10 protein-coding genes are annotated in these 16,954 nt (G+C 72.9%); 7 read left to right on the top strand and 3 right to left on the bottom strand.

From position 1 onward, the window contains the following. The first annotated feature begins 653 nt into the window (after window positions 1-653). From ACFVHV_RS04310 to pyk, 7 genes are all read left to right on the top strand, one after another. Window positions 654-2,609: an alpha-1,4-glucan--maltose-1-phosphate maltosyltransferase gene (locus tag ACFVHV_RS04310; RefSeq protein ID WP_359901567.1), complete on the top strand. Its 1,956-nt coding sequence runs from the start codon at window positions 654-656 to the stop codon at window positions 2,607-2,609. After that, window positions 2,606-4,330, top strand: a complete 1,725-nt coding sequence (gene treS, locus ACFVHV_RS04305) for a maltose alpha-D-glucosyltransferase (RefSeq protein ID WP_380348689.1) — start codon at window positions 2,606-2,608, stop codon at window positions 4,328-4,330. Before ACFVHV_RS04310 ends, treS begins: the two co-directional genes overlap by 4 nt. 251 nt (window positions 4,331-4,581) lie before the next feature. Then, a complete protein-coding gene (locus ACFVHV_RS04300) occupies window positions 4,582-6,072 on the top strand; it encodes a maltokinase (RefSeq protein ID WP_359901409.1) in 1,491 nt (496 codons plus the stop codon). A gap of 61 nt (window positions 6,073-6,133) precedes the next feature. After that, entirely contained in the window at window positions 6,134-8,572 is a 2,439-nt protein-coding gene (gene glgB / locus ACFVHV_RS04295; RefSeq protein WP_380348687.1) for a 1,4-alpha-glucan branching protein GlgB, read from the top strand. Window positions 8,573-8,908: 336 nt separating this feature from the next. Then, a complete protein-coding gene (pta, locus tag ACFVHV_RS04290) occupies window positions 8,909-11,068 on the top strand; it encodes a phosphate acetyltransferase (protein ID WP_359899888.1) in 2,160 nt (719 codons plus the stop codon). A 73-nt stretch (window positions 11,069-11,141) separates the two neighbouring features. Then, the gene (locus ACFVHV_RS04285; protein WP_380348685.1) at window positions 11,142-12,365 is read left to right on the top strand and encodes an acetate kinase; all 1,224 of its coding nucleotides are present in this window, start codon (window positions 11,142-11,144) and stop codon (window positions 12,363-12,365) included. Between the two features lie 94 nt (window positions 12,366-12,459). After that, complete coding sequence (gene pyk / locus ACFVHV_RS04280) at window positions 12,460-13,887, top strand: pyruvate kinase (RefSeq protein ID WP_359899892.1); 1,428 nt, start codon at window positions 12,460-12,462, stop codon at window positions 13,885-13,887. A gap of 103 nt (window positions 13,888-13,990) precedes the next feature. On the opposite strand, the gene ACFVHV_RS04275 is transcribed toward pyk, so the two are convergent. The 3 genes from ACFVHV_RS04275 to ACFVHV_RS04265 form a co-directional block, all read right to left on the bottom strand. After that, window positions 13,991-15,382: a hypothetical protein gene (locus tag ACFVHV_RS04275; protein WP_380348683.1), complete on the bottom strand. Its 1,392-nt coding sequence runs from the start codon at window positions 15,380-15,382 to the stop codon at window positions 13,991-13,993. Next, on the bottom strand, window positions 15,379-16,080 hold the full coding sequence (locus ACFVHV_RS04270) for a DUF6114 domain-containing protein (protein ID WP_380348681.1): 702 nt from the start codon (window positions 16,078-16,080) through the stop codon (window positions 15,379-15,381). Before ACFVHV_RS04270 ends, ACFVHV_RS04275 begins: the two co-directional genes overlap by 4 nt. A 133-nt stretch (window positions 16,081-16,213) precedes the next feature. Then, window positions 16,214-16,876, bottom strand: coding sequence for a DUF6230 family protein (locus ACFVHV_RS04265; RefSeq protein WP_359899897.1), 663 nt, complete (start codon window positions 16,874-16,876; stop codon window positions 16,214-16,216). Between the last annotated feature and the right edge of the window lie 78 nt (window positions 16,877-16,954).

Raw genomic sequence — 16,954 nt, 5'->3', positions numbered from 1 at the left:
GGCTCCGGGGCGTCCCACCACCGGCTCGGCGGGCGCCGGGCAGGTTGCCGGGAACAGCGGCGCGGGCAGGCTCCGGTGGCACGTCCTCCCCACCCAGCAGTCCTCCGGTACTCCCCCGGCCCGACCCCGGCCCGCGGGGAGCTGCCGCCGATCTCGGGCAGGAGCTTGGCATGCACGGCGACACGCGGGACCAGTCCACACCGGTGGCCGAAGGCCTCGACGCAGCGGTCGCGGAATCCGCCGGACGGATGGATTCTGACACTCGGACAGATCCGGCGATGCCGGCGCCGAGGACGTCCGGGGCGGTCGGTGGCGGATCCTCCGAAGCCCAGCCCCCCGCGGCACAGCCCTCCGCGACCCGACACCCCGGGAGCGAGGAGGACCGGACCGCGGCGCCCCGCCGGCGCACCACCACGCGCCGCACCACCGCCACCGCGTCGGCCACCACCCCGAAGGCCGGCACTGGGGCCGATCCCGCGCCGCGCCGCCGGACGGCCGCGGCCAAGGCGCCCGCCGAACCGGCGACCGCCCGCCGGACCGCGGCCGAACCCGCCGGGAGGACCGTCGGCAAGGCCGCCGCCAAGCCCTCCACCAAGCCCTCCGCCAAGCCCTCCGCCAAGCCCTCCGCCCGCAAGACGACAGAGAGCGACACCGTGATCGGCCGCATCCCCGTCCTGGACGTCAGTCCCCTCGTCGACGCCGGCCGCCGCCCGGCCAAGGCCGTCGTCGGCGAGACCTTCCCGGTTACCGCGACCGTCTTCCGCGAGGGCCACGACGCCGTCAACGCCAACGTGGTGCTGCGCGACCCGCGCGGCCGCAGCGGCCCGTGGACGCCGATGCGCGAACTGGCCGAGGGCACCGACCGCTGGGGCGCGTACGTCACCCCGACCGCGCCCGGGCGCTGGTCGTACCTGGTGGAGGCGTGGAGCGACCCGGTCGCCACCTGGCGCAGGACCGCCGCGGTGAAGCTGCCCGCCGGGATCGACACCGCGCTGGTCCTGGAGGAGGGCGCCCGGCTGCTGGAGCGGGCCGCGGCCGGGGTGCCCAAGAAGGAGGGCCGCGCCGACGTGCTGGCCGCCGCCGACGCGCTGCGCGACCCGACCCTGCCGCCGCTGTCCCGGCTGGCCGCCGCGCTCGCCCCCGAGGTGCTCGACGTGCTGGTCCGCCACCCGCTGCGCGAGCTGCTCAGCGCCTCCCGCCCGCTGCCGCTCCAGGTGGACCGCGAACGCGCGCTGTTCGGCTCCTGGTACGAGTTCTTCCCCCGCTCGGAGGGCGCCGTGGTGGACCCGGCCGGCGTCGAGCCGCCGCGCCCGGGCAACCTGCGCACCGCCGCCGAGCGGCTGCCGGCCGTCGCCGCGATGGGCTTCGACGTGGTCTACCTGCCGCCGGTCCACCCGATCGGCCGAGCCTTCCGCAAGGGGCCGGAGAACACCCTGACGGCCGGTCCGCACGACGTCGGCTCGCCCTGGGCGATCGGCTCCCCCGAGGGCGGCCACGACGCGGTCCACCCGGACCTCGGCACCATCGAGGACTTCGACCACTTCGTCGCCGAGGCCCGGGCGCTGCACCTGGAGGTGGCGCTGGACTTCGCCCTCCAGTGCTCCCCCGACCACCCCTGGGTGAACAAGCACCCGGAATGGTTCAGCCACCGCGCGGACGGCACCATCGCGTACGCCGAGAATCCGCCGAAGAAGTACCAGGACATCTTTCCGGTCAACTTCGACCAGGACATGGACGGAATCGTCAAGGAAACCATCCGGATCCTCCGGTTCTGGATGTCCCACGGCATCCGGATCTTCCGGGTCGACAACCCGCACACCAAACCGGTGGCGTTCTGGGAGAACGTGCTCGCCGACGTCGCCCGGACCGACCCCGACGTCGTGTTCCTGGCGGAGGCCTTCACCCGCCCGGCGATGATGCACACCCTGGCGAAGATCGGATTCCACCAGTCGTACACGTACTTCACCTGGCGCACCACCAAACCGGAACTCACCGAGTACCTCACCGAACTCACCGGTGACGCCGCCGCCTACATGCGGCCCAACTTCTTCGCCAACACCCCGGACATCCTGCACGCGTACCTCCAGCACGGCGGCCGGGCCGCCTTCGCGGTCCGCGCGGTGCTCGCCGCCACCCTCTCCCCCAGCTACGGCGTCTACGCCGGCTACGAGCTGTACGAGGACGAGCCGGCCCACCCGGGCTCCGAGGAGTACCTGCACTCGGAGAAGTACGAACTGCGCCCGCGCGACTGGAGCCGCACCGACACCCTGGCCCCGCTGCTGACCGTGCTGAACCGGCTGCGCCGCCGCCACCCCGCCCTCCAGCAGCTGCGCGACCTGCGCTTCCACCCCACCGACAACGACCAGGTGCTCGCCTACTCCAAGACCGCGACCACCCCCGAGGGGCTCACCGACCAGGTCATCACCGTGGTGAACCTCGACCCGCACCACGTCCAGGAGGCCACCGTCACGCTGGACGGCGACGGCCCGTACGCGGTGCACGACGAGCTCACCGGCGCCGTCTTCACCTGGGGCCGGCACAACTACGTCCGGCTCGATCCCTCAGCCGAGCCGGCTCACCTCCTCACGGTTCGGAGGAACCCAGCGTGACAGTGAACGAGCCCGTCCCCGACACCTTCCCCGAGACCTCGAAGAAGACGCTCGACCCCGACTGGTTCAAGCGTGCGGTCTTCTACGAGGTGCTGGTGCGGTCCTTCCAGGACAGCAACGGCGACGGGGTCGGGGACCTCAAGGGGCTCACGGCCAAGCTCGACTACCTCCAGTGGCTCGGGATCGACTGCCTCTGGCTCCCCCCGTTCTTCGCCTCGCCCCTGCGCGACGGCGGGTACGACGTGTCCGACTACACCTCGGTGCTGCCGGAGTTCGGCGACCTCGCCGACTTCATGGAGTTCGTCGACGCCGCCCACGCCCGCGGCATGCGCATCGTCATCGACTTCGTCATGAACCACACCAGCGACCAGCACCCGTGGTTCCAGGCCTCCCGGACGGACCCGGACGGGCCGTACGGCGACTTCTACATGTGGGCCGACGACGACAAGCAGTACCCGGACGCCCGGATCATCTTCGTCGACACCGAGACGTCCAACTGGACCTACGACCCCGTCCGCAAGCAGTACTTCTGGCACCGCTTCTTCTCGCACCAGCCGGATCTCAACTACGACAACCCCCGGGTCCAGGACGAGATGATCGCCGGGCTGCGGTTCTGGCTCGACCTCGGCATCGACGGCTTCCGGCTGGACGCGGTGCCGTACCTGTTCGCCCGCGAGGGCACCAACTGCGAGAACCTGCCGGAGACCCACGAGTTCCTCCAACGGGTCCGCAAGGAGATCGACGCCAACTACCCGGACACCGTGCTGCTCGCCGAGGCGAACCAGTGGCCGGAGGACGTCGTCGACTACTTCGGCGACTTCGCCTCCGGCGGCGACGAGTGCCACATGGCGTTCCACTTCCCGGTGATGCCGCGGATCTTCATGGCGGTGCGCCGGGAGTCCCGCTACCCGGTGTCGGAGATCCTCGCCAAGACCCCGCAGATCCCCGGCGGCTGCCAGTGGGGGATCTTCCTGCGCAACCACGACGAGCTGACCCTGGAGATGGTCACCGACGAGGAGCGCGACTACATGTACGCGGAGTACGCCAAGGACCCGCGGATGCGCGCCAACGTGGGCATCCGCCGCCGGCTCGCCCCGCTGCTGGAGAACGACCGCAACCAGATCGAGCTGTTCACCGCCCTGCTGCTCTCCCTGCCCGGCTCCCCGGTGCTCTACTACGGGGACGAGATCGGCATGGGCGACAACATCTGGCTCGGCGACCGGGACGGCGTGCGCACCCCGATGCAGTGGACCCCGGACCGCAACGCGGGTTTCTCCTCCGCCGACCCGGGCAGGCTCAGTCTGCCGCCCATCATGGACCCGGTGTACGGCTACCAGGTGACCAACGTCGAGGCGCAGCAGAGCAGTTCGAGTTCGCTGCTGCACTGGACGCGTCGCATGATCGAGATCCGCAAGCTCAATCCGGCGTTCGGCCTCGGCGGCTACGCCGAACTGCCCTCCAGCAACCCCGCCGTACTGGCCTTCGTGCGCGAGCACGAGGGGGACCTGGTCATGTGCGTGAACAACTTCTCGCGGTTCGCGCAGCCGACCGAGCTGGACCTGCGGCAGTACGGCGGGCGGTATCCGGTCGAGCTGATCGGCGGGGTGCGCTTCCCGTCGATCGGCGAGTGGCCCTACCTGCTCACCCTGGCCGGGCACGGCTTCTACTGGTTCCAGCTCCGGCAGCCCCCGCGCCTGAGCGGGACCAGGCGATCGAAGTAACGATCCGCCGCACGCCGCACACCAGCGTGAACAGCACCATCAGACCCTCCGGGGGCGCGAGTTGAACCCCCGCGCCCCCGGAGTTCTCTGCACCACCGCGTACGGAGAACAGCCCAACGGCCACCCACACGAAGGCGTGACACCCGAGCCGTGCTCGCGTGCCGCGACCGCCGCGCCGCCGCAATCCGGAAGACTGACGGACCCGGCCACGACCCGTCGGGCAGTCCGCGTGCTTCCGGGGAAAGGGAGCCATGTCCGAAACCTCCCGTTCTCAAGCCCACCTCCAGGACGGCGCCCCCGCCGGTTCCGCCGCCGCGGCGGGCACCCGGGGCGCCGGGGTCCGGAGAACCGCCCTGGGCGTCAGCGAACTCGTCCAGGCGGCCCTGCCGCTGATCGCGGCGTGGCTGCCCACCCAGCGCTGGTACGCCGGCAAGGGGCGGCCCATCACCGGCCTCACCCCGGTGGTCGGCACCCCGCTGCAGGTCGGCGACCCGGCCCTGCTCCACCTGTTGCTACGGGTCGAGCACGCCACCACGGCCGGCGCCCCGCACGGCGACATCTACCAACTGCTGCTCGGCATCCGCTCCGGCGGGCTCGGGGACATCGGGCCCGGCGCCGTGCTCGGCCGGCTCAGCCAGGGCCCGTACGACGGCGCGACCCTCTACGACGCGGTGCACGACCCGGAACTCACCGGGCGGCTGCTGGAACACCTGGCCACCGGCGACCGCTTCGGCGCGCTGTCCTTCCGCCGCACCCCCGGCTCGGGGCTGCCCGCCAACCTCCCCGGCCGCGCCTCCACCGCCGAGCAGTCCAACAGCTCGGTCATCTACGGCACCTCGTACATCCTCAAGCTGTTCCGCCGCATCCACCCCGGCACCAACCCCGACCTCGAACTCTCGCTCGCGCTCTCGCGGGCCGGGTCCACCCGCATCCCCCGGGTCGCCGCCTGGTTCGAGAGCCGGATGGAACGCGCCGAGCCCGCCACCCTCGGACTGCTGCAGCGCTACCTGCCGGACGCCGAGGACGGCTGGGAACTGGCCCTCGACCAGGTCGGCCGGCTCAAGGGCGACCGGTCCCCGGGCAACTTCGCCATCGAGGCGCACCGGCTCGGCCGGGCCACCGCCGAGGTGCACCGGGTGCTGGCCCGCTCGATGCCGGTCGCCCGGCTCGACCGCACCCAGACCGGACGCCTGGCCGGCGCGATGGCCGACCGGCTGGACAGCGCCGTGGCCGCCGTCCCCGGGCTGCTGCGCTTCCGGGCCGCGCTGCGCGCCGCCTTCCAGCAACTCGCCGACGCCCACCCGGACGGTCTGCCGGTCCAGCGCATCCACGGCGACCTGCACCTCGGACAGGCGATGCGCACCCCGCACGGCTGGGTGCTGCTGGACTTCGAGGGCGAGCCGGCCAAGTCCGTCAACGAGCGCCGCGAGCCGCAGCCGGCCCTGCGCGACGTCGCCGCGATGCTGCGCTCCTTCGACTACGCGGCCGCCCACCTGCTGGCCGGCGGCCCGGTCGACCCGGAGCTGGCCCACCTGGCCGCCGCCTGGGCCCAGCGCAACCGCACCGCCTACTGCGCCGGCTACACCGCCGGCGGCGGCGCCGACCCGGCCGCCTCGCCGGAGCTGATGCGCGCGCTGGAGATCGACAAGGCGGTGTACGAGGTGGTGTACGAGGCCCGGCACCGGCCGAGCTGGCTGCCGATCCCGCTGGCCGCGATCAACCGGCTGGCCCTGTCCGTCTGACCCCCCGCTTCCTGTACCGCCCGCAGGAGTTCGCCCACCCCCGTCGCAGGAGGACCCCGCCGTGACGCCGATCGACCCGACCGGCCGCCCCACCCGCACCGTACCGGCCACCTTCCTGGCCGGACCGCTCCCAGCCGAAGGGCGGGCGGCCGAAGGGCGCGCCGGCCACGACCGCGAAGCGCGCCGGGCGACCGAGGAGGAGGACGCCGGGACCGCCTCCGAGCCTCCGCCCCCGCCCCGGTCCGCCCCCCGGTCCGGCGCCGGAGAACCCCGGGAGGCCGGACGCCCGGCCCCCTCCGGGGCGCTGCGGCTGCCCGAGGCACCATTGCCGCCGTCCGAGGTGGACCGGCTGGTCGGCGGGCAGCACCACGACCCGCACGCCCTGCTCGGCGCACACCCGGTGCTCGGCGGCACGGCGATCCGGGTACTGCGCCCGTTCGCCGAACGGGTGGTCGTGGAGACCACCCAGGGCCCGGCCGAACTCACCCACCAGCAGGGCGGACTGTTCACCGGCCTGGTGGCCGGCGGCGATCCGCCGGACTACACCCTGCTGGTGACGTACCCCGACGGCGAGCCGCTGCGCCAGCACGACGGCTACCGCACCCCGCCCACCCTCGGCGAACTCGACCTGCACCTGATCTCCGAGGGCCGGCACGAACAGCTGTGGCGGGCGCTCGGCTCGCACGTGCGCACCGTCGACGGGGTGGCCGGCACCGCCTTCGCCGTCTGGGCGCCGAACGCCGCCGGGGTGCGGCTGATCGGCGACTTCAACCACTGGAACGGCACCGGGCACCCGATGCGCTCGCTCGGCTCGTCCGGGATCTGGGAGCTGTTCGTCCCCGGCCTCGCCGAGGGCGCCACCTACAAGTACGAGGTGCACACCCGGCAGGGCTGGGTGCTGGACAAGGCCGACCCGCTCGCCCGGGCCGCCCAGTGCCCGCCCGGCACCGCCTCGGTGGTCACCTCCTCCGACCACACGTGGCAGGACGGCGAGTGGATGGCCCGCCGGGCCCGCTCCGCGCACCACCGGGCACCGATGTCGGTGTACGAGCTGCACCTGCCGTCCTGGCGCCCGGACCTCACCACCTACCGCGCCATCGCCGAGGAACTGCCGCGCTACCTCAAGGAGTTGAACTTCACCCACGTGGAGTTCATGCCGGTGATGGAGCACCCCTTCGGCGGCTCCTGGGGCTACCAGGTGTCCGGCTACTACGCCCCCACCGCCCGGCTCGGCGGCCCCGACGACTTCCGCCACCTGGTGGACACCCTGCACCGGCACGGCATCGGCGTGATCGTCGACTGGGTGCCCGCGCACTTCCCCAAGGACGACTTCGCGCTCGCCCGCTTCGACGGCGAGCCGCTGTACGAGCCGGCCGACCCGCTGCGCGCCGAGCACCCGGACTGGGGGACGCTGGAGTTCGACTACGGCCGCAAGGAGGTGCGCAACTTCCTGGTCGCCAACGCGGTGTACTGGTGCGAGGAGTTCCACATCGACGGCCTGCGGGTGGACGCCGTCGCCTCGATGCTCTACCTCGACTACTCCCGCGAGGGCGGCGACTGGACGCCCAACCAGTACGGCGGCCGGGAGAACCTCGACGCGGCCTCCTTCCTCCAGGAGATGAACGCCACCGTCTACCGCCGCTGCCCGGGCGTGATCACCATCGCCGAGGAGTCCACCGCCTGGGACGGGGTCACCCGGCCCACCGACGCCGGCGGCCTCGGCTTCGGGCTGAAGTGGAACATGGGCTGGATGCACGACTCGCTGGTCTACATCTCCAAGGAGCCGGTGCACCGCAAGTACCACCACAACGAGATCACCTTCTCGATGGTGTACGCCTACTCGGAGAACTACGTCCTGCCGATCTCCCACGACGAGGTGGTGCACGGCAAGCAGGCGCTGGTCTCCAAGATGCCCGGTGACTGGTGGCAGCAGCGCGCCAACCACCGCGCCTACCTCGGCTTCATGTGGTCCCACCCGGGCAAGCAACTGCTGTTCATGGGGCAGGAGTTCGCCCAGGGCGCGGAGTGGGACCACGAGCAGGGCCCGCAGTGGTGGGTGCTCGACGAGCAGTGGCCGGCCCACCGGGACCACCTCGGGGTGCGCCGGCTGGTCGGCGACCTCAACCGGTGCTACCTCGACACCCCGGCGCTGTGGGAGCTGGACACCGTCCCGGACGGCTTCCGCTGGCTCGACGGCGGCGCCGCCGAGGACAACCTGCTCTCCTTCGTCCGGTACGCGGCCGACGGCACGCCGCTGGTCGCGGTCTGCAACTTCTCGCCGGTCGTCCGGCACGGGCACCGGGTCGGCCTGCCCCGGCTGGCGGGCCGCGAGCAGCTCTGGGAGGAGGCACTGAACACCGACGCCGAGGAGTACGGCGGCAGCGGCGTCGGCAACTCCCACCCGGTCAAGGCCGAGCCGGTGGAGTGGGACGGCCAGCCCCGCTCCGCCGAACTGGTCCTCCCCCCGCTCTCCACCGTCTGGCTCCGCCCCGCCCGCTGAGCGCCGCGCGGCCGGGGGGCGCGGACGACGCGGCCCCCGGGGGGCCCCCCCCCCCGGCGGGGGGCGGCCCCCCCCGGGGGGGGGGGGGCCCGTCCCCACCCCGGCCCGCCCCGTTGCGGGGGCCCCCACCGGCCGCCCCCCCCCCCCCCGGCCCGCCGCGGGGCCCGGGGCCCCCCCAACGACGAGGCCCCGGGTGCCCGCCCCACCGGGCGGGCACCCGGGAGGGACCTCCGCCCCTTGCCCGAACCCCGCCGTTCTGCTCGCGGACGGCCGTTCGGGGTGCGAAGGTATGGTCGATATGACCACTTTCCGAGACGACGGGACGGAGACACCCACGTGGCGCGCAGCGTGTACGTGACCGGTATCGACCGGGGGGACGGCCGCCAGGCGGTCGAACTCGGGGTCATGGAACTGCTCACCCGCCAGGTGGACCGGGTCGGGGTGTTCCGCCCACTGGTGCACGCCGCCGCGCCCGGGCGGCCGGGCTCCGACCACGTGGTCGAGCTGCTGCACGGCCGCTACCGGATCGACCTGCCGAGCACCGAGCTGTACGGCCTCACCTACGAGGAGGCCGCCGCGCTCCAGGCCGCCATGGGACAGGACGAGCTGGTCTCCGTCCTGGTCGACCGCTTCCACGCGCTGGAGCGGCGCTGCCAGGCCGTGCTGGTGCTCGGCACCGACTTCTCCGACACCAGCATCCCGGACGAACTGGCCTTCAACGCCCGCCTGGCCAACGAGTTCGGCGCCGCCGTGCTGCCCGTGGTCGGCGGGCACGGCGCGGACGCCGAGACGGTCATCGCCGAGGTCCGCAACGCCCACCGGGCGTACACCGACCTCGGCTGCCAGACCCTCGCGATGATCGCCAACCGGGTCTCCCCCGGCGCCGAGCAGCGGATCCGGAGCACCCTCACCGAGAAGCTGCCGATCCCCGCCTACGTCATCCCGGAGGAGCCGGCCCTGGCCGCGCCCACCGTCGCCCAGCTGGTCGAGGCGACCGGCGCCGAGGTGCTGATCGGGGACGCCGCCGGCCTCGCCCGGGACGTGCGCGGCTACGTCTTCGGCGGCGCCATGCTGCCGACCTTCCTGGAAGCGCTGACCGAAGGCGCGCTGGTGGTCACCCCCGGGGACCGCGCCGACCTGGTGATCGGCTCGCTGGCCGCGCACGCCGCCGGCGCCCCGCCGATCGCCGGCGTACTGCTGACGCTCGGCCAGCACCCCGGCCCCAACGTGATGGCACTGGCCGCCCGGCTCGCCCCCGGCACCCCGGTCGCCGTCGTCCCCGAGGGCAGCTGGCCCACCGCCGCCCATCTGACCCACCTGGAGGGCAAGCTCACCCCGGCCAGCCCCCGGAAGGCCGAGATCGCCCTCGGCCTCTTCGAACTGCACGTCGACACCGCCGAGTTGACCAACCTGATCGAGGTCGGCCGGTCCGACCGGGTCACCCCGATGATGTTCGAGCACGAGCTGCTGGAGCGCGCCCGCGGCGCCCGTCGGCACGTCGTCCTGCCCGAGGGCACCGAGGAGCGGGTGCTGCGCGCCGCCGAGATCCTGCTGCGCCGCAACATCTGCGACCTCACCCTGCTCGGCGACGTGGACGCCGTCCGCCGCAAGGCCTCGGCCCTGAGCATCGCCCTCCCCGACGCGGGCACGGCTCCCGGTCACCAGGCCGGGGGGAACCCGGCCGCCGACCGGGCCCAGGTGCGGATCGTCGACCCGGCCACCAGCCCGCTGCGCCGCCAGTTCGCCGAGCTGTACGCGAAGCTGCGCGCCCACAAGGGGATGACCGTCGAGCTGGCGCTGGACGTCGTCACCGACGTCTCGTACTTCGGCACCCTGATGGTCCAGGAGGGCATCGCGGACGGCATGGTCTCCGGCGCGGCACACTCCACCGCCGCCACCATCCGGCCCGCCTTCGAGGTGATCAAGACCTCGCCGGGTGCCTCGATCGTCTCCTCGGTCTTCTTCATGTGCCTGGCCGACCGGGTGCTGGTGTACGGCGACTGCGCCGTCAACCCGGACCCGGACGCCCAGCAGCTGGCCGACATCGCCATCCAATCGGCCGCCACCGCCGCCCAGTTCGGGGTGGAGCCGCGGGTCGCGATGCTCTCGTACTCGACCGGCACCTCCGGCTCCGGCGCCGACGTCGACAAGGTCCGCAAGGCCACCGAGCTGGTCCGCGAGCTGCGGCCGGACATCCTGGTCGAGGGCCCGATCCAGTACGACGCGGCGGTGGACGCCCACGTCGCGGCCACCAAGCTGCCGGGCTCCCCGGTCGCCGGGCGGGCCACCGTGCTGATCTTCCCGGACCTCAACACGGGCAACAACACCTACAAGGCGGTCCAGCGTTCGGCCGGCGCGGTCGCGGTCGGGCCGGTGCTCCAGGGGCTGCGCAAGCCCGTCAACGACCTCTCCCGCGGGGCGCTGGTGCAGGACATCGTCAACACCGTCGCGATCACCGCCATCCAGTCCCAGGACAGCAAGGAGCCCGTCGCATGAGCGAGCGCAGCGAGCGAGTCATCGGTAGGTGCGTGTTTCGCGAAGCGACCGCCGAGCGCTGCGAGGTGGCCGCATGAGTGGAGGCACCCGCGTTCTCGTGCTGAACGCCGGCTCCTCGTCGGTGAAGTACCAGCTGATCGACATGCTGGACGGGGCCAAGCTGGCCGCCGGGCTGGTCGAGCGGATCGGTGAGACCGGCGGGCGGCTGGTGCACACCCCGCGCGGCGGCGAGGCGCGCGAGACCGTCCAGGTCTTCCCGGACCACGCCGGCGCGCTCAAGGCCGTCGCCGAGGAACTGTCCGCCGACGGCCTCGGGCTGGACTCCCCCGAGCTGGCCGCGATCGGCCACCGGGTGGTGCACGGCGGCCTGCGGTTCACCGAGCCGACCGTGATCACCGACGACGTGCTCCGGGAGATCCGCCGGCTGATCCCGGTCGCCCCGCTGCACAACCCGGCCAACATCACCGGCATCGAGGTGGCCCGCGCGCTGCGCCCCGACCTCCCCCAGGTGGCCGTCTTCGACACCGCCTTCCACGCCTCGATGCCCGAGTACTCGGCCCGGTACGCGATCGACAAGGCCGTCGCCGACCGGCACCGGGTGCGCCGCTACGGCTTCCACGGCACCTCGCACCAGTACGTCTCGCGGGCCACCGCGCGGCTGCTCGGCAAGGACCCGGCCGAGGTCAACGTGATCGTGCTGCACCTGGGCAACGGCGCCTCCGCCTCGGCGGTCGCCGGCGGCCGCTGCGTGGACACCTCGATGGGCCTGACCCCGCTGGAGGGCCTGGTCATGGGCACCCGCTCGGGCGACATCGACGCCGGCGTGGTGTTCCACCTGCACCGGGTCGGCGGCCTCTCGGTGGACGAGATCGACGACCTGCTCAACCGCCGCAGCGGCCTGCGCGGGCTGTGCGGCGAGAACGACATGCGCGAGATCATGCGCCGGGCCGACGAGGGGGACGCGGACGCGAAGCTGGCCTTCGACTCGTACGTCCACCGGCTGCGCAAGTACATCGGCGGCTACTACGCGGTGCTCGGCCGGGTGGACGCGATCGCGTTCACCGCCGGCGTCGGGGAGAACGCGGCGCCGGTGCGCGCGGCGGCCACCGCGGGACTGGAGGAACTGGGCATCGCCGTCGACCCGGAGCTGAACTCGGTGCGGTCCGGCGAGGCCCGGATCATCTCGCCCGAGTACGGCCGGGTGGCGGTCGCCGTGGTGCCCACCGACGAGGAGCTGGAGATCGCCCGACAGGCCTTCGCCCTGGTGCACCGGGAACGCCGGGAGTCCGAGGACTGACACGGAACCGTCTCACTCCTCGGAACTTTTCGTCGGCGATTCCTCCCGGTGCGTGCCGAATGCACCTATAACACGAACGGATAGACTGATCCATATGCGCCGAGCGAAAATTGTCTGCACCCTGGGTCCGGCGACGGACTCCTACGAACAGCTGAAGGCCATCGTCGAGGCGGGCATGAACGTCGCCCGACTGAACATGAGCCACGGCAACCACGCGGACCACGAGGAGCGGTACCGCAAGGTCCGCCAGGTCTCGGAGGACACCGGCAAGGCCATCGGCGTCCTGGCCGACCTCCAGGGTCCGAAGATCCGTCTGGCGACCTTCGCCAACGGCCCGGTGACCGTCGACAACGGCGACGAGTTCACCATCACCACCGAGGACGTCCCCGGTGACCAGCACATCTGCGGCACCACCTACAAGGGCCTGCCCGGCGACGTGAAGCCCGGCGACCCGATCCTGATCAACGACGGCGTCATCGCCCTGGAGGTCGTCAGCGTCGACGGCCCGCGGGTGAGGACCGTGGTGGTCGAGGGCGGCGTGCTCTCGAACAACAAGGGCATCAACCTGCCCGGCGCGGCCGTGAACGTGCCCGCCCTGTCCGAGAAGGACAAGGACGACCTGCGCTTCGCGCTGCGCCTGGGCGTCGACATGATCGCCCTGTCCTTCGTCCGCAACGCGGACGACGTCAAGGACGTCCACGAGGTCATGGACGAGGTCGGCATCCGGGTGCCGGTCATCGCCAAGATCGAGAAGCCGCAGGCCGTCGAGGCCATGGAGGAGATCGTCCTCGCCTTCGACGCCATCATGGTCGCCCGCGGCGACCTGGCCGTGGAGTACCCGCTGGAGCGGGTGCCGCTGGTCCAGAAGCAGCTGGTCACCCTGGCCCGCCGCAACGCCAAGCCGGTCATCGTCGCCACCCAGATGATGGAGTCGATGATCCACGCCTCGCGCCCGACCCGCGCCGAGGTCTCCGACGTCGCCAACGCCATCCTGGACGGCGCCGACGCGGTCATGCTGTCCGCCGAGTCGAGCGTCGGCAAGTACCCGGTCGAGACCGTCCGCACCATGAGCCGGATCTGCGAGAAGGCCGAGGAGGAGCTGCTCTCCCAGGGCCTCCAGCCGCTCAACCCGGGCCGCAAGCCGCGCACCCAGGGCGGCTCGGTCGCCCGCGCCGCGTGCGAGCTGGGCGACTTCCTGGACGGCAGGGCGCTGGTCGCCTTCACCAAGTCCGGTGACACCGCCCGCCGGCTGTCCCGCTACCGCTCGCCGATCCCGGTGATCGCCTTCACCCCGGACACCGCCACCCGCAACCAGCTCTCGCTGAGCTGGGGCGTCGAGGCGTACGTGACGGAGCAGGTGGCCACCACGGACGCGATGGTCGCGCAGGTCGACCGGGAGCTGCTGAAGCTGGGCCGGCTCGGCGAGGGCGACACCGTCATCGTCACCGCCGGTGTCCCGGTCGGCATCCCCGGCACCACCAACATGGTGCAGGTGCACCACCTCGGCACCCGGAGCGAGTGACCGCCCGCCCGACCCGAACGCCCGTGGGGCGGTCCTCCTTCCGGAGGGCCGCCCCACGGGCCTTGCGGCGCACGCCGCTCGTCGCCCTCGCCGCCCGTCGCCGCTACTTGTCGCTGTAGGGGGCGTCGTCGTTGAACATGCGCATCCCGGGGATCCGCAGGGTGCCGCCGAACTGACCGGCCTGCTTGGCGGTGACGCCGGTCAGCTCCAGGTCCAGCGGGATCGGGATGGCGCCGATCAGGTCGTACAGCCAGCGCGGCAGGGTGTCCGGGGTGAGGGTGATCTCGCCCAGGTCGATCAGGATCGGCAGGCCGAGCACCTTGGAGAGGTGGCCGGACAGCCGCTCCACGTACATGGTGACCGGGCCCTTGCGCATCGTCGAGGTGGACCCCGGGGCGCCCTGGACGTGGAAGGTGACGCCGTTGCCCTCCAGGGTGGACATGTCGAGGTTGTCGATGTCCACGCTGTCGACCACGAACTTCAGGACGCGCTTGCTGCCGGTCGGGGTCTTCACGTCGTAGACGCCGTGGAAGGCCGCGCCGTGCAGGGCGAGCCGGCTGGTCTTCAGGGTCCAGTTCTGCTCCGGGACGACGTGCCCGGGGGCGGGCGCGCCGGCGGTCAGGGACCGGGCGTCCACATCGCAGTTGGGGTTCTCGGTGGGCGTGGCGGACGGGCTGCCGGAGGCGCCCGCGGAGGGCGTCGCCGAGGCGTCCGCGGACGGCTTCGGCCTGCCGGTCGCCTTGCCGCTCGGCGCGGCGGTGGGCGTGGCGGTGGGCGAGGGCTCGTCGTCGGCCGGCCGGGTCGCGGGCGGCTCGGCCTGCGGGGCGGCGGCCCGGGCCTGCGGCTGGGCGGGCTGGGCCGGGGCGCCCGTGCTCGGGGCGGGTGCGGTCGGGGCGGTCGGCGCCGTGGTGGCCGCCGGTGTGGTGGCCGGCGTCGGGCCCGGCGCGGAGTTCGGGTTCAGCAGGTGGCTGATGCCGCCGACCAGGTCGTCGATCAGGCCGGTCCGGACCGCCGTGCCGGTGTCGGCGGAACCGGCGACGGCGGAACCGGCGACGGACGGCTGGGCGGTGGCGGCCGACGGCTTGACCGGCGAGGTGGGCTGCTGGGCGGGCGCGGTGGTCGGCACCTGGGTCGGCACCGAGCCGGGGTCGGTCGAGGGACCGGCCGGGGGCGCCGTGGCCGGGGCCTGGCTCGGCGCGGTGGACGGGCCCGGCGGCGGCTCCGGCAGCTCGCTCTTGGGCACCGGCGTCTCGATCGGCGCGACGTCCGGCACGGTGGCCGGAGCGGTGCCGCAGGGCTTGCCCGCCGCGGACTCGGCGACCGCCGGGCTGGGCGTGTAGGCCGCGGCCATCAGCAGCGCGGTCGGCACCGCCGCCATCGCCAGCGCCCGGCCCCTCAGCCGGACCCGTACGGGCGTGCGCGGGGCCGCGTGCCGGCCGGAGCGCTGCGCGGGAACGGTCGTACCGTTGTCGGCTTGCTCGGCCGGCCCGGTCACCGCGCCTCCTCCTGGTCCACGACGCCGGCCTGCTTCGGGACGGTGCTCCCGGCGACGGTTTCGGCGGCCGCGGGGACGGTCACGGGGACAGCCGCGGCAGCGGTCCGGGTCTCGGCGTTCGACTCGGCGATCGGCTCGGCATTCGACTCGGCGTTCGGCTCGGCGTTCGGCTCGGCGTTCGGCTCGGTGGCGACGCTCTGCGCGACGGCGCTCCCGGCCGCCGCGTCCCCGGCGCCGCTCTCGGCCCGGCGCCGGCGCCGGCCCTTGGCGGCCTTTCCGGCCTCGGCCTCCGGCAGCGGGGCCCAGGAGACCATCAGCCCGCCGCCGATCAGGCCCGGCAGCAGGGCCAGCCCGAAGCCCCCCAGGTTGGAGACCGGGATCGAGACCAGCGTCAGCAGGGTGGTGGCGATACCGGCGAAGACCCGCACGGCCGGCTGGAACCACGCGGTCAGTCCGAGCACCACCAGCAGCACGCCGATGATCAGTGACCCGGCACCCGCCGTGGTGGCCATGGCCACCGTCATGCCGCCCAGCGAGAGCTTGGCGTACGGGAAGTACATGATCGGGACGCCGGCGATCATGGCCAGCAGACCGCCGTAGTACGGCCGCGTCCGGCGGAACGTACGGAACACCCGGCGCAGCCACTGGGCGGGGTTCTCGTGCTCGGCGGGCCGGTAGGAGGCAAGGGCGCTGGACACGGTGCAGCTCCTCGATGGTGTGAACGAGGGGATGGACGAGACACGGGATCCGGGGACGGCGCACGCACCGTCCCCGGTCCCGCAGGTGCCGTCGTGGCGGGCGGACCGGGCCCGGTCCGCCGCCGTCAGCGGCTTAGTAGCACTCGCCGGAACCGTCGGTGTGCAGCGCGAGCTTCAGGCCCTGGAGCTTGAAGGTGCCGGCCGAGGTGGCCCAGGCGGTCTGCTGCACGTTGTACAGGTCGGCCTTCTCGGCGGCCTGGGCGAAGCCGGTCTGCCCGGACGGCAGGCCGCCGAGCTTGGACTGCCAGCCCTGGGTGGCCGAGCCCTTGAGGGTCGAGGCGTCCTGGCCGATGTTGATGTTGGTGAACTCGGCGTCGGCGTTCAGCTGGTCGAGGTCGATCAGCAGGTTCTTGGCGTAGACCTGCTTGTTGACGTCGTCGCTGTTGCCGGCCTCCAGGCGCAGGACGATCTTGGGCAGCTTCCACGGCAGGTGGGGGATGACGTTGGGGTCGGTCACCACCGACTGGCAGAGGCCCTTGATGGTGGCCTCGTCGAAGGCCGAGACGGCGACCGGGTGCGGAGTGCCGTTCGTCTCCGCGTCGATCGAGCCGAACTGGGCGAAGTTCTTGCCGTGCAGCTCCGGCGTGGTGACCTTGAAGCTCTGGCCGGACACGCTGAACGAAGCCGCCAGCGCGTTGTTGGCGATCGAGATGCCGACCATCGCGGTGGCCGCGACGCTCGGCACCATCACCAGGGCGAAGCGCTTCCAGCGGGTCTTGCCGTAGGTCTGGGACATGCGAGTCCTCCTTCTAGGACGTACATCTCCGGCTCCCCGGCGGTGCGTCCCGCACCGGTGGGGGCCTGGGATGGGAGA

The sequence above is a fragment of the Kitasatospora sp. NPDC127116 genome (assembly GCF_042677365.1).
Lineage (GTDB): Bacteria > Actinomycetota > Actinomycetes > Streptomycetales > Streptomycetaceae > Kitasatospora > Kitasatospora lactacystinica.
This window is presented reverse-complemented; position numbering and strand designations above follow the sequence as displayed.